Annotated in this window: 14 protein-coding genes; 6 read left to right on the forward strand and 8 right to left on the reverse strand. The window is 40.0% G+C overall.

All coding sequences use genetic code 11. The features are described 5' to 3' along the window. Positions 1 to 53 precede the first annotated feature (53 nt). From A33Q_RS06550 to A33Q_RS06580, 6 genes are all read right to left on the reverse strand, one after another. A complete protein-coding gene (locus A33Q_RS06550; protein ID WP_152527383.1) occupies positions 54 to 476 on the reverse strand; it encodes a hypothetical protein in 423 nt (140 codons plus the stop codon). 26 nt (positions 477 to 502) lie between these two features. Then, positions 503 to 1,948 carry a SusD/RagB family nutrient-binding outer membrane lipoprotein gene (locus tag A33Q_RS06555; RefSeq protein WP_160169342.1) on the reverse strand — a complete coding sequence of 482 codons (1,446 nt, stop codon included), beginning with the start codon at positions 1,946 to 1,948 and terminating at the stop codon, positions 503 to 505. Between the two features lie 19 nt (positions 1,949 to 1,967). Next, positions 1,968 to 5,171, reverse strand: a complete 3,204-nt coding sequence (locus tag A33Q_RS06560) for a SusC/RagA family TonB-linked outer membrane protein (RefSeq protein WP_009032718.1) — start codon at positions 5,169 to 5,171, stop codon at positions 1,968 to 1,970. A gap of 792 nt (positions 5,172 to 5,963) precedes the next feature. Continuing rightward, positions 5,964 to 8,192: a sodium-translocating pyrophosphatase gene (locus A33Q_RS06570; RefSeq protein ID WP_009032720.1), complete on the reverse strand. Its 2,229-nt coding sequence runs from the start codon at positions 8,190 to 8,192 to the stop codon at positions 5,964 to 5,966. Positions 8,193 to 8,413: 221 nt separating this feature from the next. Continuing rightward, a complete protein-coding gene (locus A33Q_RS06575) occupies positions 8,414 to 10,399 on the reverse strand; it encodes a hypothetical protein (RefSeq protein WP_009032721.1) in 1,986 nt (661 codons plus the stop codon). A gap of 25 nt (positions 10,400 to 10,424) precedes the next feature. After that, a complete protein-coding gene (locus A33Q_RS06580) occupies positions 10,425 to 10,757 on the reverse strand; it encodes a DUF4870 domain-containing protein (RefSeq protein WP_009032722.1) in 333 nt (110 codons plus the stop codon). Positions 10,758 to 11,196: 439 nt separating this feature from the next. Here A33Q_RS06580 and A33Q_RS06585 point away from each other — a divergent pair, with 439 nt between their 5' ends. From A33Q_RS06585 to A33Q_RS06590, 3 genes are read left to right on the forward strand one after another with little or no spacing between them, the layout of a single operon-like run. Beyond that, positions 11,197 to 12,885, forward strand: a complete 1,689-nt coding sequence (locus A33Q_RS06585) for a sialate O-acetylesterase (RefSeq protein ID WP_016254800.1) — start codon at positions 11,197 to 11,199, stop codon at positions 12,883 to 12,885. Between the two features lie 7 nt (positions 12,886 to 12,892). Beyond that, positions 12,893 to 13,147 carry a hypothetical protein gene (locus A33Q_RS22345; protein WP_016254801.1) on the forward strand — a complete coding sequence of 85 codons (255 nt, stop codon included), beginning with the start codon at positions 12,893 to 12,895 and terminating at the stop codon, positions 13,145 to 13,147. A 38-nt stretch (positions 13,148 to 13,185) separates the two neighbouring features. Further along, complete coding sequence (locus A33Q_RS06590; RefSeq protein ID WP_009032723.1) at positions 13,186 to 15,876, forward strand: phosphoenolpyruvate carboxylase; 2,691 nt, start codon at positions 13,186 to 13,188, stop codon at positions 15,874 to 15,876. 791 nt (positions 15,877 to 16,667) lie between these two features. Here A33Q_RS06590 and A33Q_RS06595 read toward each other — a convergent pair. Next, positions 16,668 to 17,117, reverse strand: coding sequence for a GNAT family N-acetyltransferase (locus tag A33Q_RS06595; protein WP_009032724.1), 450 nt, complete (start codon positions 17,115 to 17,117; stop codon positions 16,668 to 16,670). Positions 17,118 to 17,218: 101 nt separating this feature from the next. Then, positions 17,219 to 17,458, reverse strand: coding sequence for a hypothetical protein (locus tag A33Q_RS06600; RefSeq protein ID WP_009032725.1), 240 nt, complete (start codon positions 17,456 to 17,458; stop codon positions 17,219 to 17,221). 599 nt (positions 17,459 to 18,057) lie between these two features. On the opposite strand from A33Q_RS06600, the gene A33Q_RS06605 reads away from it, so the two are divergent. Genes A33Q_RS06605 through A33Q_RS06615 form a run of 3 tightly spaced genes read left to right on the forward strand, consistent with a single transcriptional unit; the run spans position 18,058 to position 20,061 of the window. Then, positions 18,058 to 18,951, forward strand: a complete 894-nt coding sequence (locus A33Q_RS06605) for an alpha/beta fold hydrolase (RefSeq protein WP_009032726.1) — start codon at positions 18,058 to 18,060, stop codon at positions 18,949 to 18,951. 8 nt (positions 18,952 to 18,959) lie between these two features. Continuing rightward, positions 18,960 to 19,466 carry an RNA polymerase sigma factor gene (locus A33Q_RS06610; protein WP_009032727.1) on the forward strand — a complete coding sequence of 169 codons (507 nt, stop codon included), beginning with the start codon at positions 18,960 to 18,962 and terminating at the stop codon, positions 19,464 to 19,466. Continuing rightward, entirely contained in the window at positions 19,453 to 20,061 is a 609-nt protein-coding gene (locus A33Q_RS06615) for a hypothetical protein (RefSeq protein WP_009032728.1), read from the forward strand. Before A33Q_RS06610 ends, A33Q_RS06615 begins: the two co-directional genes overlap by 14 nt. Positions 20,062 to 20,082: the final 21 nt, after the last annotated feature.

Below are 20,082 nucleotides of genomic sequence, written 5' to 3' on the forward strand. Positions count from 1 at the left end.
GGCCAGCTGTTTTTTTAATTAAACCTTCCAAGAAGGTTATTATTTTCAGTTGCTTATTCTCCTGCAGCAACATTCAGGTTGATACTGCGTCTGGCTGTAAAATTACTTTCTGTCACTAAGACAAATTCCATCGTCAGTGTGGTACCTGCCGCATCTTCTGGAATGGTATATTGAAATGACTCCACATAAGAATTTTCCGTATTCCAGGAAGTGAAAGTCTTGGTCTCTACCGTAGAGGCCGAAGTTCCCGTCCCTCTGTTCATTCTCAGTTCTGTTGCCGGTTCATGCTCCGAAAAGATAGTCATGGTAAAGGTTACCGTTTGTCCGACTTCAGGATTGGTATTAGATGCAGTAAGCGTTGAAATCGTTCCTACAGCACCCACTACGTCATATTCGGGTTCCACTTCCTCCAAGATACAGGACGTCGCAAAAACGAATGTCAGAAGTATCACCGCTGTGTTTAATATATTTTTCATTTTCATCATCATTTAAGGTTTAAGAATTACCTGTCCCAGAATACTCTGTCTTGATTGGTCACTGAAGGCACATTTGCTGAATTGTTCACTACTTCTCTATTGGGATAGATGAACCTTCTAGGAAATGCTCCTTGGGTAGAATTGGACGGTGATGGCTCCAACATAGGAATTCCTGACACCGTGTTAGCCGCTCCAATAGGAGTACTTCTTCTCCAATCTGTCCAAGCTTCTGCCTGTAAAAACAAGTCAATGTGCTTTTCCTCCATGATCCTTTCCAAAGTAATGGATGCCCCGGTTTCACTTCCATATCTTTCTACATAAGCTTCATTGGAGGATCCGGTGATTCTTTGCAAAGAAGCAGCAACAGCTACATTAAACGCATCAGCTGCACGATCCTGCTGTCCTGCTCTCAGAGCTGCCTCAGCCTCTATGAATTTAAGCTCACTGAAGTTCAAAACCGGAGTTGGCGCTTCCCTGGTGTTGAGATAAGGCCCCGGAACAACAGAACCCTGAGGTCTTGAGGATGAACCGTTAGGGGTGCCCACATAGAGGCCTGCTGTAGTTTCGGATACAAAGAAAGGCAATCTTGGATCGTCCATCCCTTCATCGAGACGATCTCTAAGTAAGTCGATAAAGCGCTGGCTGATGCCTACATTGTTTTCGCCGAAGGTGGTCTGAAAATAAGGGAACCAAGGTCCTGCAAATTCAGATCCGAACAAAACAATAGGCTCGTCAGCATTGGAAGTAAAAGTTCCGGCATCAATAGCCGCCAAAGTAGCTGCTGCTGATCCGGCAGGATCTACTTTACTCAGATGGTTATGATACCTGGCTTTCAATGCATTGGCCAACATGATCCATTTGGGAAGAGAGTTTTGTCTCCAAAGTGTCTCATTATTTGCCCTGTAGATCAGATCATTGGTACTTGGACTTGTTGTACTTTCTGAATTAAGATCTGCTATTCCTTCATCGAGCAATTGCTGTACTCTGGCATAGATCTCTTCCGCACTGTCGAAACTAGGTTGGGAAATCTCATCCAATTGAAGCGCTTCTGTGTAAGGAATATCATTCCAAAGGTCCACAGAATAGCCTAAAACAGCAGCTTCCATAATTTTGGCTGCTCCCAAGTAATGGGTAGCTCCAAGTTCCTGGGATTTAGCTTTGATGTTTTTGATATTCAAAAGGCAGTTTGCATAGAATCTGTTCCAGGTAGCATCACTCATATCGGCTATGAAAGCATAATTGTTTACCTGTTGCTGATCTCCAAGTACCCCAGTGAGGTATTGCATCAAAATACTCGTAAACTGTGCTGATTCACCGTTGAGACCATAAACAAATGACGCTGTTACCGCAGGAAATATCACCTGAATAGATGCGTCAGTAGCCTGATTTGGATTGGTATTGATTTCATCAAATGATTCACATGAAACCAATACGACAATCATCATGATATATATAAATATTTTATTTTTCATGTCTTTTCTTCTTTTTGGATTAGAATGAAGCATTAATGGTAAGACCATAACTTCTCATATTCGGAGTAGTGAAAGCGTCCAGGCCAACAGCTCCATTTGGTCCACCCAAGTTTGTTTCAGGATCTATCCCTCCATAATTGGTAAATAGAAGGAGATTTCTTCCATACACACCTACAGATGCCCTGCTCATACCCAATCTACTCGCTGCTGCGGCAGGAAAAGAGTAGTTTAGCGTAACATCCCTCAATCTGATCCAGGAACCATCCTGTACCCATCTTTCAGTCAACTCCCTTCCAAATGAATTTGCAGCACCTGCACCTTGAAATGCAGCCTGATCTAAGGTCACTGGAATATCGTTGACCTGTCCATGATTATCTCCACCTGGATTTTCTATGATCCCCCTGAAAACAGCAACTTTATTTCTATCCAAAGTATGTTCTGCCACTCCGGAACCATTACCCATCCAGAATGCGGTTACGTTGATGACATCACCACCTTTTCTCACATCCCATAACATGGTCAGGTTGAAATTCTTATAATTAAAATTGTTCCTCCAACCAATCAAAAAGTCAGGATTTGGATTTCCAACCATGATCTGTTCCGGATCCATCATTGGAAATCCTTGTGGATTGACCAATACGTCTCCATTATCATTTCTCAAAAATCCATTCCCGTAAAACACTCCGAACTGTTCACCCGGAATTAGTCTGCTTTGAATTCTTGCCCCAAACATATTCGTCACAATAGGTTCGTCATTGGGAAGTGATATCACAAAGTTCCTGTTTCGGGTAAAGTTGAAAATCATATCCCAAGAAAAGTCCCCCCTATCCAAAACGGTACTGGTCAAAACAGCCTCTATCCCCTTGTTCTGTATTTCTCCTGCATTGGTAAGCTGGGAAATAAAGCCAGTGGATGAAGGAACGGGAACAGAAACAATCTGGTCTCTACTTATCGCATTGTAATAGGTCACATCAAGTCCAATTCTATTTTCAAATAACCTGATATCAGCACCTATTTCGAAGGTATTGGTAAATTCAGCCCTTAGGTTATTATTGCCCGCTGCTGTACTCAAGAGCACTCCACCGACTCCATCTAAAGGAAATCTGACACCCGAAGCATATCTGGTTCCGGTGGTAGCAATATTATAAAATGTATCTGTGGAAAAGGCCGGTGGAATATTACCTGCCCCAGCATAAGAACCTCTCAATTTCGCATAGCTTAAAGTTCTGCTTTCAAGCTTCAATAGATCTGTCAATACCACACTCAGACCGGCACTTCCATAAGTAAATGACCTGTTGTTGGCAGGCAATGTTGATGCCCACTCATTTCTGACAGACAGTTCCAAAAACATGGAATTCAAATAACCTAAGCTAGCTCTTGAGAAAACTGCCTGAGTCATTCTTCTGGTATCTGTCTTGGTGAAAACAGGGTTCTCCTGAGTATTTGCAATGTTGAATAGACCCGGTATTGCAAAATTGGTCCCATTCATAAAAAGACTGCTGGTATTGGATGAAAACATATTATGCCCTACCAGGAATGTAGTGGAAAAGTTTTCATTCAGATCTTTGTTGGCCGAAAGGATTAAATCAGAATTAAGGATTTTATCTGTATAAGTATCTTCATAAATCCTTCCTCCCAACGCTCCACTGGCTGAAATGGCTGCTCCTCCTGAGGAGGACGGTGCCCAAATCTGGGTTCTTTCATCATGAGAAAAGTCAAATCCCAACCTGTGGGTAATGGTCAACCAATCACTTGGAGTAATTTCAGTCTGGAGAAAAGAAATAAACCTGTTTACATTATCCGTATATGGGTTGTTATTGACAGTCCAAAAAGGATTATCCGGGCTAAATGGCCTGCTTCCGTCAACCGCCCCTCTGAAATTCCGCTGCTCTCCGTTGGGGTAAACAAAACCTGCTGAATTGTCAAAAGATGGTGGCGTTCTGTACAGTCCTTGGATAGCATCTGAGAAATTATCTCCCCGTCCAAATTTTGTAGAGGTACTGTTGACATAATTGACAGATCCACCGATTTTAAACTTTTCAGTCAATCTGGAATCTGCAGAGAGCTTCAGGGAAGTTCTGTTAAAATCATTATTGGGAATAATACCTTCCTGATACATATTTCCGGCAGATAGATAAAAACTTGACTTTTCATCTCCAGCAGAGACAGCTACGTGGGTATCATTGGTAAAACCATTTTGGAAGAATAACCTTTGGTTGTCATATACCGGAACCCTTGGTCCTGCATTGGGATGGTTCATATCCACAATTGTACCATTAGGATCCTTGGCAAAAGGAGTTGAAGTATCATACCTCAATGTAGAAATCGGAGCCCCGTAATGGTTGAATGTAGTTCCACCGTTGTAGACACCATTATCTCCCTGTGAGTACCTAAGCTGTCCTGGGAAATAATTCATAATTCTATCCGTAGAAGTATTGGTTGATACATCTACAGTAAATCCTTTTTTCCTCGATCCTTTTTTTGTAGTGATCAAAACTACCCCAGTTGCCCCCTGAATACCATAGAGGGATGTTGCTGCAGGCCCTTTCAAGACAGAGATGCTTTCTATATCATTTGGGTTGATATCAATAGCCCTATTGGCATAATCCACACCACCTGATGTACCTATGGATGCTCTGAAGGAGTTATTGATTGGCACACCATCAACTACAAACAGGGGTTGGTTTTGCCCTGAAATAGATTGAATACCTCTGATCACAATACTGGAACCTGCACCGGCTGATCCACCCTGACGGGTTACCTGTACACCGGCTACTTTGGCATTCAGGGCATCCACTACATTTTGCTCGCGGGAAGCCAGAATTTCTGCTGAACCAACTTCTTGTTGGGAAAAAGAGATTTTCTTTTTCTCCTGCGTAAGACCAAATGCAGTCACTACTACCTCTCCCAACTGCTCAGTGTCCGGGGACATCACCACGTCAATGGTAGACCTGTTGTTGACCCTTACAGTCTCTGCGCCGAAACCTATAAATGAAAATGTCAGGACACTGTTACCGGATGGAACATTGATGGAGTAATTACCATCAAGATCAGTTACTGTTCCGGTATTGGTACCCTGAACCAAGATGGAGACACCCGGTAAAGGCATTCCATCTTCTTGCGAAGTCACGTTTCCACTTACTGACAAACTTTGTCCAAACCCCTGAAGGCTCAGACAAAATGCAGACAAGAAGAAAACTAATAAAGTAAAATTTTTCCTCATAAAACTTTAGAATTTGAATTGTACATAAACTTAGAATAAACCAGAAAAAATCTGGACCGAAAACATCTCAAAGAGTTGGTGAAATGAGGCAATCGCCCATCCAAACCCATAAAAACCTGTGAACCAGATCACTTACAAAATATAAGCGGAATTAAATATTGTGAATAAAAAAACAAATTGCAATATAATTGTTACTAAATAATAATATTAAAACATTCTTACATCTAATTATTCACCTGCAAAACAATAGCCTTTCAAACAATCAACATTTTCAATGGGACACTATATCTCAATCAGTTACCTATTATAATTTGAAGTAGTTATAGTATTTTTCCTTTTCGATGGGGAGGGTAAAAATCCAACCCATATTGGGCAATAATTTTATATATCCGGTAAAACAGGTTGATGAATAAAGCTTAATATGGATATACGGAATGATGCCAGTAGAACAATAAATAACTGCTCCTTGATTCATTTCGATCCGCCACAGTGGACAAGTGATTAATTGATATTAGATACTTATAGATATTAGCTTGAAATCATAGGTATAATCCACTTTTGTGGTTATACTGGTAAGAAAGTGGATATTCATATAGCTTAAAATAGCAAGAATATGAAATTTAATCACAAACAATAGAATCATTGTGTTCAATTGGCCTACAAAAAAGACACTCTGAATAAAAATTGGAAAAACATTTTTACTAACAAAAAATTGTAAAAATCCGAACTCAAATGATTTAATAAAAAAAGCCCCTGATTTTTCAGAGGCTTTCAATTTAGGCATCTTGGAATTTACCTCAATACAACTACTTCAGGAGCTGAATGATCTTCAGGAATTTTGTCCATTGTAATTTCCTTTGCTTCTACCTCAGGAGACATTTTTTCTACAATTTCCCCATGCGGTCTTTCCGAAATGTGCGGAGCGATCACCAAGGCCACAATGGATGTCAATTTGATCAAAATATTCATAGAAGGCCCCGAGGTATCCTTAAAGGGGTCACCCACAGTATCACCGGTTACTGAAGCTTTGTGCGCTTCAGATCCTTTATACTGCATGGTTCCATCTATCATTACTCCTTTTTCGAATGATTTTTTGGCATTGTCCCAGGCACCACCAGCATTATTTTGGAAAATACCCATCAAAACTCCTGATACGGTTATCCCTGCCAATAGGCCTCCCAAGACTTCAGGTCCAAATGCGAACCCAACAATCATAGGAGAGATCAATGCTATGGCTCCCGGTGCTACCATTTCTCTGATAGATGCCTGTGTAGAGATTTCAACACATTTTTCATATTCGGGCTTAGCCTTGTATTCCATGATTCCCGGAATCTCTTTGAACTGCCTCCTGACTTCATTCACCATATCCATGGCAGCACGGCCTACTGCCGCAATAGCCAATGAGGAGAAGATAAATGGTATCATCGCCCCAACAAAGAGACCTGATAATACATCCGCCTTATAAATATCTATTGAATCAATTCCTGCCAAGCCTACGTAGGCAGCAAAAAGAGCCAAAGCTGTCAATGCAGCCGAGGCAATTGCAAAACCTTTTCCTGCCGCCGCAGTGGTATTTCCCACAGCATCCAGCACGTCAGTACGCTCTCTTACCTCTTTAGGCAAACCTGACATCTCAGCAATACCACCAGCATTATCCGCAATAGGCCCAAAGGCATCAATCGCCAACTGCATAGCAGTGGTGGCCATCATCCCTGCTGCTGCAATCGCCACACCGTAAAGACCTGCTGCCAAAAACGACCCGTAAATACCTCCTGCCAATACCAAAATCGGCAATACGGTAGATTCCATCCCAACAGAAAGACCTCCAATAATATTGGTAGCATGACCGGTGGAAGATTGCTTGATGATGGAATTGACAGGCCTTTTGCCCATGGCTGTATAATATTCTGTAATCATACTCATCAGCGCACCTACTATCAATCCAATGACTACTGCACCGAAAACTCCCATTTTGGTAAATGCTATGGAACCCCCTCTGGCCAATACCAAATCTCCTTCAGGCAACATGTACATGATAATCGGGTAAGAAGCAGCTACTGTAAGCAATATTGAAATCCAGTTCCCTTTATTCAACGCGGCCTGTACGCTGTCTGATTCTTTATTGATGCTGACAAACAAGGTTCCCACAATGGAAAACATCAGGCCAAGACCTGCGATCACCAAAGGCAAAAGAATGGGTGCAATTCCACCAAAATTGTCAGCAGAGACGATCTCCCTTCCCAAAACCATGGAAGCCAAAATTGTCGCCACATAAGAACCGAATAGGTCAGCTCCCATTCCGGCCACATCTCCTACATTATCTCCTACATTATCGGCTATGGTAGCGGGATTTCTTACATCATCTTCTGGTATTCCTGCTTCTACTTTACCGACCAAGTCAGCGCCAACATCCGCAGCTTTGGTATAAATGCCACCGCCCACACGCGCAAAAAGTGCTATTGATTCGGCACCAAGTGAAAAGCCTGCCAAAACTTCCAATGCTGTTTCCATGGCAGCGCCATTGACATCTCCTCCTGTGGAGAGCACAAACATGTTATAGAAAACAATAAACAAAGACCCCATACCCAAGACTGCCAAGCCCGCTACTCCAAGCCCCATCACGGAACCTCCTGTAAAGGATACTTTAAGCGCTTGTTTCAAACTTGTTTTGGCAGCCTGTGTGGTTCGGACATTGGCCTTGGTAGCAATATTCATCCCCATGTATCCAGCAAATGCTGAGAGCACCGCTCCAATGATAAAGGAAATTGCTATAACAGGACTGGAAGTCTCTACCAAAGTTCCCGACCAACCCAGAATGATTGCGGCAATGACAACAAAATAACCGAGTATTTTCCACTCAGCTTTTAAAAATGCCATAGCTCCTTTGGCGATATGCTCTGCCAGTTCTGCCATGGTACTGTCTCCTGCGTCCTGCTTGGTTACCCAGGCAGACTTGATTGCCATAATGATCAATCCGATGATTCCCAACAAGGGCACCAAATAAATAAACATTTGTTCCATAAAGCGTTTTTTGAGTTTATTGTCAAATTTTCAATCTGACAAATATATTACTATTCATATATCTCGCAATCAAAACAGATAAAAGTCATTGTTTTTTGATATCAGAAGATAATTTGGTTTTTAAATGGCTAATAAATGGGCTGAAATATGCTTTTATAAAAAAAATAGAGACAACAATTGCTGCCTCTATTTTTTAGTATTGGAGCTCAATAAGGAAAATTTTAAGAATCAAAGACAGTTTCTCCATCCCGGTTTTCTGCTTTCAAAAGCTGTCCATCTTTTTTGTCTACATACAAAAACCCTCCATATCTGTAAGGGCCATGACCTGGACTCGGCGATAATACAAAATTCAGGAGTAAATGTCCATCTCCGAAATCCTTGTGCATGATTTGAATTTTATAAGCTTCTCTATCCCCTACGTTTACCGATTCTGTAGCTTCCAATACAAATTCCGCCAAAACAGGATAAACATTCTGCTTGCGAACCATCCGATTTCCTCCCTCGAATCCAGAACTCGCAGAAGTAGACTGGGTAAGTTTGAAATCCTGAAAATCCAATTGATATGCCTTACCCATCTCAAACTGAATACCTCCCAAAATCTGTAAAAAGGCGGCCATATCCGGAAGTTCACCAAATTGCTTGGTCTTAAGATTGTGCTTGCCCTGCTCTTCATTTTCAACAATAAACTCCATTTCACCGGAACTTCTTTTTAGAGTCATGTCTGCAAAGCGCAATTGTACAAAATAAGGTCTTGAGGTCACTTTATACCCGTCTTTCAATTCCGCTTGGATATAAACGGGTTCCATTCTATGTCTGGAATCCTTTTGACAATTTACTTCTGCCACTTCCATCAAACGATCTTGGATTTCATTGGCATCCAATTCTGAAATATCACCGGCATCCAAACCGTATTCCGATGCCACTTCGGCATAATAGCGCATAAATTCCAGTTCCTCTTCTTCACTTTGGGGTTCGTTTGAACCGAATTTCTCCTGCACTTTTTTCATTGTTTCTTCGAAAATCATGTTACAATCCAGCCCCTTGCTCTCTTCTTCCTCTTCCATAGGTTTGATGCTGGACAAAAGTGAATTACCCTCTGATTTTTCAGAAAATATGAATGTACCGGATTGATGTACCAAATTGATTTCAGGAATACTTTTCTGTTTGTAAAACTTCAGCGCATTAGGATAGTCCTTATCTGAAGCAGCTTCTGAATACTGATAGTGAAAACCCTCTTTTTCAGCTATCCTAGCATCAATATGGTATGCGCCTACAAAGTCATATTTATTGAAAATTTCTCCGATATGATTCAATGGCCCTTTTACATTGACTTTGCTAATTGGCTCAAAATCATTGATTAAAATCTCTCCTATAGCAAAATCAAAAAAAGTACTGGCCTGAACCTTTTTGATGTCTTCAAAATCAAAAACATAAAAATCAAATGCTACCTCTCCGTTTTCCATGCTATGAAATACCACAAACCTGTTACCCATAGACCCTAGACGGTAAACACCTGCTTTTCCCTCAAACGGCCTGATAGAAAAACTGCCTATAGCTTCGTCTTCAAATTCTGCATGAAGGCCTTGCTCAGTATTGGTTTCTCTGTCATAGTCTTCAAGGTATTTGACTGATCCTTTCAGTTCCCCTTTTGAAGTTTGAAAGTTTACAAATGAATTTTCATTTTGAGTAGACTCTTTGATCTCCCTAAAGCTAACCTCCTTGAGGATACCGCTTACTTGGCTTAGACCATCCCTGTTTTTTGGTTCTATGTCAAAATCAATTTCCCAAAAATCTTCTATAGCCTTCTTTATAGCTATTTTTCTCTCATATTTTACCCCAGAGCTTCCAAAATCCCGCTCAATCTCCATACAGTCAATGCCTTGAGTTCCGAAATTTACATTTCTTATAAAATACTCCCCCTCAATTGAAGGAGCTTCAGCATCCACAAAATTGGACATTTCCAGTGATATGTAATTTTCCTGATGTATTCCTTCTTCTATAAATGTAGGAATGGTTAAAGTCACAAGATCTCCCCTTTTTTCCAACAGTGCCTTTTCAAAATAAAAGGTCCTGGATTGACTTCCATTTTGAACCTCTATTTTATTGGCCCATTCCGGATTGCCATAGACTAGTTTTTGGGGACAATCTTTGCCATTGGCTTGAAAAATAACCAAGCATGCAAAAATCAGATGTAAACAGTATTTCATTGTTTATTTGTTTATTAATAGAAAATCAAAGGTTTTTGAACCATTCTTCATATTTATCTCCCAATACAGGAAGGGGCTTCATCTCTCCGTTTATTGCTGCCAATAGCCCGATAATCCACATATAGATCATCAAAAAGAAACCTACAATGGCCAATAGCCAGCCCACAAAAGGCACCCAACTGACAAAACTCAGCGCTAGTCCGGTCACAAAAAGCCCAAGCATTTGCCTGATATGAAATTGGGCAAAAGGGTATTTTTTCTCCATATTCATGATAAAAGCCGCAATTAGGCCAATCACAGTCAGGTAAGCGATCACACCGATCTGCTTTCCTTCGATTTCAGGGTTAGGGGTCTCCATAATTTTTTAGCAGTTAGTTTTTTTTAATTTTTAAAAATCATTTTTGAAAAAATATTGGCTTGCTCCTGCTTTACTTTGTTCATGTTTGGGACAGGTTTTTCTTCCAAAACCCCGAGATGAGCAAATAGAGAAGCTTACCATACTTTTCACCTAACAAACTAAGAATTATATTTTTGAAAGTATGGGTAAACTGAGAATTACAGCAAACCTGGTGAGTATTTCAGGCTTTGAACTTAGTTGAAAAAAGGAACCTCTATTTTGTTAAGTAGAAAGTACTGGCAGAAAACCTGAAAGCTTTCATTCTCTCAATAGATTTTTTAGGTTTTATTGGAACAATTGTTCAGACAAGCTTTATATTCAATCCGATTCAATTTTGAATTCAAGGCGTAATTCTGGAAATTGAAAGCTCTTTCAACCTAAAAATACCTTACGGAATACCATGATTAAATTTTTCAAAGCCCAAGGCCTCATCTGGGCAATTCTGATTTTCCTGATTAGTCATTCCCAAAGCTTTGCCGATATCAGACTTCCCAAATTAATCAGCAATGGAATGGTTCTTCAAAGAGATACCCCATTGAAAATCTGGGGATGGGCTCAACCAAAAGAAACCATTCAAGTCATTTTTTTAGGGGAGACCTATCAAGCAAAAGCAGATGAGAATGGGAATTGGTCCCTGATATTAGAACCACTACCCTATGGAGGGCCACATCAAATATTATTTAAAGGTCAAAACGAAATCGTCTTGAATGACATCTTAATCGGTGATGTTTGGTTGGTTTCAGGCCAATCCAATATGGAAATCAATATGCAAAGGGTAAGCCCTTTGTATGAAGAGGATATCAAATCTGCCGATTTTCCTTTGATCCGGTATTTTGAAGTGCCAAAGCGATACGATTTCAATAAAAAAAACAGGGATCTCTCCAACGGAAAGTGGCAATCCATATCGCAAGAAAATATCCTTTCAATTCCGGCAATTTCCTTCTTTTTTGCACGCTCTCTGCACTTACATCATGATATTCCCGTAGGCATTGTCAATGCAGCCTTGGGCGGGTCTCCTGCTGAAGCCTGGATTTCAGAAGAGTCCATTAAAAAATTTCCCACTTACCACCATGAATTACAAAGGTTTAAGAATGATGACTTAATCAAAGAAATTGAAAGCCAAGATGCTCAAAAATCTTCACATTGGTATTCCCAACTTTTTCAAAAAGACCAAGGCTATCAAGATCCAAAAGCCTGGTACACTTCCGAATTGGAATTGGATGATTGGGAAGAAATAGAAAACCCAACTTTATGGAAAGGAACAGCCTTGGAAGGTCTAGTCGGTGTGGTGTGGTTTAGAAAAAATGTCAAGCTGCCGGAAAGTTTCAATGGAAAACCCGCAGCCATCAATTTGGGTACTTTGATTGACGCTGATTCTGTTTTTATCAATGGAAAATTTATAGGCAGTACTGGCTACCAATACCCTCCCAGACGGTATATAATCCCAGAAGGAGTTTTGAAAAGCGGTCAAAACAGTATTGTAGTTCGCTTGATCAATAATTCCGGAGAAGCTGGCTTTATACCGGACAAGCCTTATGAGATAGTTTTTGAAGAGCAAAAAATATCATTAGAGGGGCTTTGGCATTATAAGGTAGGTGCCCAAATGCCTCCGCTTCCCGCGCAAACCTTTATCAGGTGGAAGCCTGTTGGACTTTACAACGCAATGATTGCGCCATTGCAGAATTACGCATTCAAAGGAGTTCTCTGGTACCAAGGTGAATCCAATGCAGACAGGCCGGAGGATTACGCTGATTTATTTCAGACTTTGATACAGGATTGGCGGGAGACGTTTAAACATGAAGAATTGCCTTTTTTGTATGTGCAGCTGCCCAATTATCTCTCCTCTTCCCAAGAGCCTCAAAACAGCAACTGGGCTAAATTGCGGGAGGCCCAAGCAGCTGCTTTGAGCCTTCCCAATACCGTTATGGTGGTGGCTATTGACTTGGGTGAATGGAATGATATACATCCTTTAAATAAAAAAGATGTGGCAGAAAGACTCTTTTTGCAAGCCAGAAAGCTGGTATATAAAGAGACAGATCTAGTAAGTTCCGGCCCTTTTTTTCAAATCATATCAAATAGAAAACAATAGAATCGTTTTGGACTTTGATCATGTAGGAGATGGATTAAATGCCAAAGACGGAAGAGCATTGCGGCACTTTGCTCTTGCAGGGGAAGATGGGGTTTTTGTTTGGGCAAATGCCGAGATTAAAAATAATCAGGTTATTGTTTGGCACGATCAAATTTCAAAGCCCAAACATTTGCGCTACGCTTGGGCGGATAACCCCGAGCAAGCCAATCTTTACAATAAAAACGGATTACCGGCAGCCCCTTTTAAAATTGATTTTGAATAATAAGATTCAAGAATATAAAAAACTTTGATATTACAGCTATGAGCACAATAAAACCAGAATTCATTTTTGAAAAAATTTCTTCGGATATGTCATTTTTGCGGGACTGCTTCAAGAAAGTCCTTACAGATCTGGGCGAAGATAAACTCGCAGAAATCCTGGATCAAAAATTAGATAAGGAGTCCATTTTAAAAATGGGTTCAGAGACCGAGGAAAAGCACATTCAGGTATTAAGTATTTACCTTCAGCTTATGAATTTGGTTGAGGAAAATGCCGCGGTGCAGTTTAGACGTAATGTGGAAGATCACAAAGGTATGGCGTCTATCAGAGGCTCTTTCAGCGAGACACTTACCAGACTAAAATCCATGGGGATCAGCGAAAACGAAATCCTAAACACCATACGGCAAATCCATCTCTCACCTGTTTTGACAGCCCATCCAACTGAAGCCAAGAGAATCTCTATCATAGAACTCCACAGGGATCTTTACTTGCAATTGGTGAAACTGGAAAACAGCTCTTTTTCGAAGAAGGAAAAGGACGAGATTACCAGAGAAATCACCGCCTTGCTGGAACGTTGGTGGAGATCAGGGGAAGTTTATCTGGAAAAACCTACTGTCAAAACAGAGCGAAATAATGTCATGCATTATTTCACCAAGGTATTCCCACTCATTCTGGAAAAAACAGATCAACAGCTGGAACACAGTTGGGTACAAGCAGGATTTGATTCAAAAAAGTTAAAAAGTCCTGATAATTTCCCTGTGCTGCAATTTGGAAGCTGGGTAGGTGGAGATAGAGATGGGCACCCTTATGTGAGTGCAGAATTGACTGAAGAAACTCTTTGGGAACATAGAAAAGCCGCTATCAAATTGATAAGAAGCGAGATTTTCGAATTGGGTTCAAAGCTTAGTTTTTCTGAAATAAGAAATGATGTTCCGGCCTATTTCAAAAGGGAAATCCTGGAAAGAGCAGAAGCTTTGGGGGAGCTGGGACAGAAGGCCATCAACAGAAATTCCTTGGAACCTTGGAGGCAATTTATCAACCTGATCATCATCAAATTGGATTATACAGCGCTGGGAAACAAGAATTTTCAGTACCAAAATGCCGAGGAACTCATGTCAGATCTTTCCTTGTTGAGGTCAAGCCTTACTGAATTAGGGGCTGATAAAATTATCAGGCAGCTTCTTTTTCCAGTGGAAAGATTACTTCAGTGTTTTGGCTTCCATCTCGTCAAACTGGACATCAGGCAGAATTCAGAATTTCACGATAAAGCAATGGAACAGATTCTTCTCAAAACTTTCCCTGAAAGGAAAGCTTTCAGAGAATGGACAGAAAATGAAAAGCTGGATTTCATCAATGAAGAACTGAAAAGTAACCGTCCTTTTGCCATTTCGGGAGAGAAATTTGGAGAAGAAGCTGATAAGGTTTTGGACTGTTACAGGGCAGTCAAAAACCACACAAGAAAGTATGGTTCGGAAGGGATTGGGACTTTTATCATATCCATGACCAGAAGTCTTCGTGATCTGTTGACCGTTTACTTGTTGATGCGGGAAGCAGGACTGGACAGGAATATTTTTCAAGTGGCTCCACTTTTTGAGACGATAGAGGATTTGGAAAATTCAGCAGACATTATGGAAAGCTATCTTTCCCATCCTGCTTATCCTAAATCCCCTGTTCAAGAGATCATGTTAGGCTATTCGGACAGCAACAAGGACGGTGGGATCATCGCCAGCCGCTATAATATTTATTGTACTGAAGAAGAACTGGCTAAGGTTGCTGCCAAACATCAAATCAAGTTTAGGTACTTCCACGGTATAGGAGGAACAATCAGCCGAGGGGGAGGCAAATATCATCGATTCCTGGAAAGTATGCCTCCGGGAAGTTTGAGTGGTGAAATGAAGCTGACTGTTCAGGGAGAGACCATAGCCCAACAGTTTGCCAATCTGCTCAATGGTACCTACAATATGGAAATGCTACTTTCAGGCATGTTGCTACAGACTGCATACACCCTTTATCCGAAGCAGCCCAATGGCTATCCACTTGAAGCGCTTAGAAGTCTTTCAGACCATTCCTTACAGTATTACCGAAAACTCATCGAGCATCCATCATTTATAGCGTTTTATGGTCAGGCCACACCCATTGACGTTTTGGAAATGAGCAAGATAGGCTCAAGACCTGCAAGAAGAACTGGAGCTAGGTCTTTATCTGATTTAAGGGCTATTCCCTGGGTTTTCTCTTGGAGCCAATCCCGCTTCAACATTACGGGTTGGTATGGAATAGGACATGCGCTGATGTACCTGCGTGAAGAAAACTCGAAGGTATATCAACAACTTCAAGACAATGCTGACAGTTGGCCTTTGTTGAGGTATATACTTATCCAAGTTGAAACAAACCTGATGAATGCGGATTTGAGCATTATGAAAGCCTATTCCGAACTCGTTTCAGATGAAAAGCTCAGGCTTGACATCAGTGCTAACCTTATCGAGGAGTACCACAGAAGCCTGGATGAAATCCAAAAGATGTTTGGCAGACCCAGAGAGGTCAGGAGAACAAGCCAAATAGACAATATGAAAAGGAGGTCAAATGCGCTACAGGCACTCCATGAGCTGCAGATCCATGAGTTGAAAGCTTGGAGACAGATCAAGGGCAACAATACCGAGGATTCCGAAAAAATGATCAAAAGGCTTTTGGAAATCACTACTGCCTTGGCTAGTGGGCTGAAAAATACTGGATGATGGAAAGAATAGTTGATAGTTTATTTGTGGGATTGTTTAACTGTTTAATTGATTACCTGGATTTGTTAAAGGTTAATTGTTAAAAGTTAATTGTTAAAGGTTAAAAGGTCTGAGCAAATTTCAAACTTGCTCCTTCATTTCTGAGGAGCAGAAAACACCATGCAGGGTGCTTCTGATCAGGGAATGGTTTACCCTGACTTATCAATGGACAACTTTTAAGGCATAAATTGTCAAGCCCTGTAAGGGCGATTGATATGATAGCCTAGGGTTTTTACTGGATTTGTTAAAGGTTAATTGTTAAATGTTAAAAGGGGTCTGGTAAAATAGTATCATTGTTTAATTGATGAATTGTTGGGTTGATGAATTGTGGGATTGTTTAACTGATTAACTGGAATTGTTGAGGGTTAAATGAAAAGGATGAGGGAGGAAAAAGTGAATAGTTAATAGTGCATAGTGGCATTGCAAAGCCTGAAGCGCAAAGTGGATTTTATGTAAATGGGATTATAAATCCTATTTATCTGTACTTCGGAATTATAAATCCCGAAGAGCGCAAACTTCCACTTCCCTTGTGTGAAACAATTCTGAGCAATTTGGAAAAACCCTCGAGGAATGAGATATCTAGGGTTTCGGTCTGTGAGGTCACAAACCAAGGAGATTTCGGTCTGTGGGGACACAAACCGAGCGGATATAATGAAATCACTCAAAGGTTTGATCCACAACATGTTCTGTGTCCTCACCGAACATTAATCAACAATTTCAGTCTAAGGGAGATAGGATTTCGCTCTGAAACCCTAAGGCTGTAGGAAAAATCTCATTTTTTGCTTTCCTGTACTGCCAAGTCCAACATAAAATTTGATGGCTCTGGCATTAAACTCCGGCGTTTGCCATTGTATGTTCTTACAGTTATTATCTCTGGCTTCTTTTCTGATCCTTTCCATAATATCTGCACCAATTCCCATTCCACGGCAATTATCATTTAGATAAAGGCAATCCATATACAAAAAAGGAGCTGCATCCCAAGTGGAAAAATCAAAAGTAAAAGTAGTAAAACCTTCTGCTTTACCATCAATTTCCACAATCCAACAATTGAGCCTTTTGTCCTTTCCAAAAATCCCTTCTCTCAATCCTTCAAGCTTTCCTTCGGAATCATACTCAGATTTCTCATAAGCAGCATGGGCGGCACATAATTCAACCAATTCTGGCAGGTCTTTTTCTTCACAGGGTCTGATAATATAGTTCATGGTTTTTTCAAGTGGGTTTCAAAATTGTTATTTGACTTTGATCAGCTTTTTCAGTGTATGTGATTAGCCAAACTGATAGATTTAAATCCCTAAAATAAGGCTTAAATGTTTTCCATAAACCTATAATCAGGGAAAATAAAAAAATAAACCATTAACATGGTCATAAATGAGGCAAGTAGAAAGCTGATATACAGGACTCTTTTGGCACTGAGCACCCTTTCCAAATCACCATCCTCATTTCTGATATTTTTCTTACCACCGGGTATTAAACCCTGAATCAATCCTACGGCGGTAAGAAAATAAGCAGTCATCAAAAATAACAGACTAAAAATCAATTCCATATATATTGTATTACACTTACAAAAGTAGGGTTGCAGGGGAATTATAAAAGACCAGAGGGAAGAATTAACAAGATGATAATATTCGGAGGTGAAAAAGGAGGAAATTGGATAGTTTAATTGTGGAACTGATGAACTGATGAATTGTAGAATTGTGGGATTGATGAATTGTGGAATTGTTTAACTGTTTACTCGCCTCCCGTAGGTAGGACTGTTTAACTGGATTTGTTAAAGGTTAAAAGGTCTGAGCAATTTTCAAACTTGCTCCTTCATTTCTGAGGAGCAGAAAACACCATGCAGGATGCTTCTGATCACGGAATGGTCTACCCCCTGACTTATCAATAGACAACTTTTAAGGCATAAATTGTCAAGCCCTGTAAGGGCGATTGATATTATAGCCTAGGGTTTCAACCCTAGGTTTTTGAAATGATAGATTTTAGTTTTTGGCCGAGGGCTGGTAAATGGTGGTTATGGGTTCTCGCCAAAAACAGGGGTTGAGGATGAAGATTTATATTTTTTTCGAATGAATAAGTAATAAAATCAAAGATCATGGTACTAATGGGGTAAAAGAACAAAATTTTAATCCTTAAACATTAGCGACCATGAAGAAATCAGAAAACACTTATCAAAATGGTAGAATTTCAATTACACTATTATTTGCACTTTTCCTTTCATTTAGTGCCATAAGCAAACCTCAATATTCGTTTAATGTAATTAAGAAAGGACAAGGTGCACCGTTAATTTTTATCCCTGGACTAATCACTTCAGGTGAAGTGTGGCATGAAACCATGGAGCATTTCTCCAAAACCAATGAATGCCATGTGCTTACTTTAGCAGGGTATGCAGGGCAGCCCCCATTGGCAGACGCCCCATATCTGGAAAGTTTTAAAAAAGAAATAATCCAGTACATAGATGAGCAAAAGTTAAATAATGTAGTCTTGGTCGGGCATAGTATTGGAGGTTATATCTCCTTGATGATTGGTTTAGAAAATCATCCCTCTATCCGAAAACTTGTAATCCTGGATGCAATGCCACATTTTGCTGCGGAGATAAATCCCAATGCTAAAGAGGGGTTTGATGAAGCTTCTGCTAAACAATATATGGCTTCATTTGAAGCTTTTGACCAAGAGCAAATCAAAAATTATAGGTTAACAATGGCTAAAAGCATGACAAAGAATCAGGAAAAATGGAATGATCTGGTGGAATGGAGCATGAGTTCAGACCTAAAAACCGAAGCGTATTCATCACATGAAATGTTAGCCACAGACTTAAGAAAAGATATTGCAAAAATTGAAGCACCAATTTTAGTCTTGGCAGCTTTTGACTATAATGAAATGTACCCGCAATATACATTGGAAGCAGCAACTGCCACCTATAAATCTCAATATCAGCACGCTAATATGTTGCAACTTGAAATTGCAGAAGGTAGTAAACATTTTATCATGTGGGACAAACCCGAATGGATATTTGAAAAGATAGCCCAGTTCATTCAATAAATCAGCGTATGGGTCTATCAGAAAAGGAGCTTTTATTCCAACAGCTAATCGCAGATTCGAAAGGCAGTATTTACAGAGTCTGCCTTTCGTACCTCCACGATAAGGATGATGTACAGGATCTTTATCAAGAAATACTCATTGCTTTATGGCAAGCCATGGATCGGTTTCAAGGCAAAAGCAGTTGGAACACTTACATTTATAGAATTGCAATCAATGTGGCTATCAAATTCAAAATGAATCAGAAAAAAATTAATGCTGACCCACTGACTGAATATCATTTGGAGGCGATAGAAGAAAAGCAGGATAATAAAGAAGCAGAGCTTCAACAACTAAATGCCTGTATCCACCGACTGGAAGATGCAGATCGGATACTAATCAGTTTAGTTTTGGAAGATCTGAGCTACAAAGAAATAGCTGAAATACTATGCACTGACACAAATAATATTGGGGTTAGAATCAGCAGAATAAAGAAGAAATTATCAAAATTAATGGAAGAGCATTATGGATCAATTTGAATCATATATCAACAAATGGAAAGCACAAAAATCAGATGTACAAGAAGTAGATCTGCAAAAAATTAAATCGCAGGCTCAAGATCGATTGTCCAGGCACAACAGAAAATTGATTATCAGTAATCTGTGGATGAGCATTGCCTTTGCAGGTGTATTTATCACGATAGGATTGATTTGGAGTTATTTTCCTGATAGAACCATTCACTTTTATGCAGGTATGTTTACCATGTTGGTGCTATTGTTTGTATTTGCTTTGACACAATGGGCAAGTGTACACTACAAGAGAATCAATCCTGAGGCAGAACCAGTAAGGTATATTAAGTATAGTTTGAAAAAATTAGTCCTCAACAAATGGATTCTCCAATACGGTCTACCCATTTATATGGTGCTATTGGGCTTTGCATTTATCCTATATTTTCAAGATATCATGATAGGAGCAAGTTTACAGTTTATGATTATTGGATATTCAGTCACTTTGGGTTATATATTTTTGATGGCTATACTATCATTAAAGAAAACAAAAAGAAAAATTGAAAAAATTAACGAAATGATAAGCTATCTTAAAGATTGGGAAAACATCTTGAATCAGGAAACATAAGCTTTTCCTTATAAACTAATT

The organism is Indibacter alkaliphilus LW1 (genome assembly GCF_000295935.2).
Lineage (GTDB): Bacteria > Bacteroidota > Bacteroidia > Cytophagales > Cyclobacteriaceae > Indibacter > Indibacter alkaliphilus.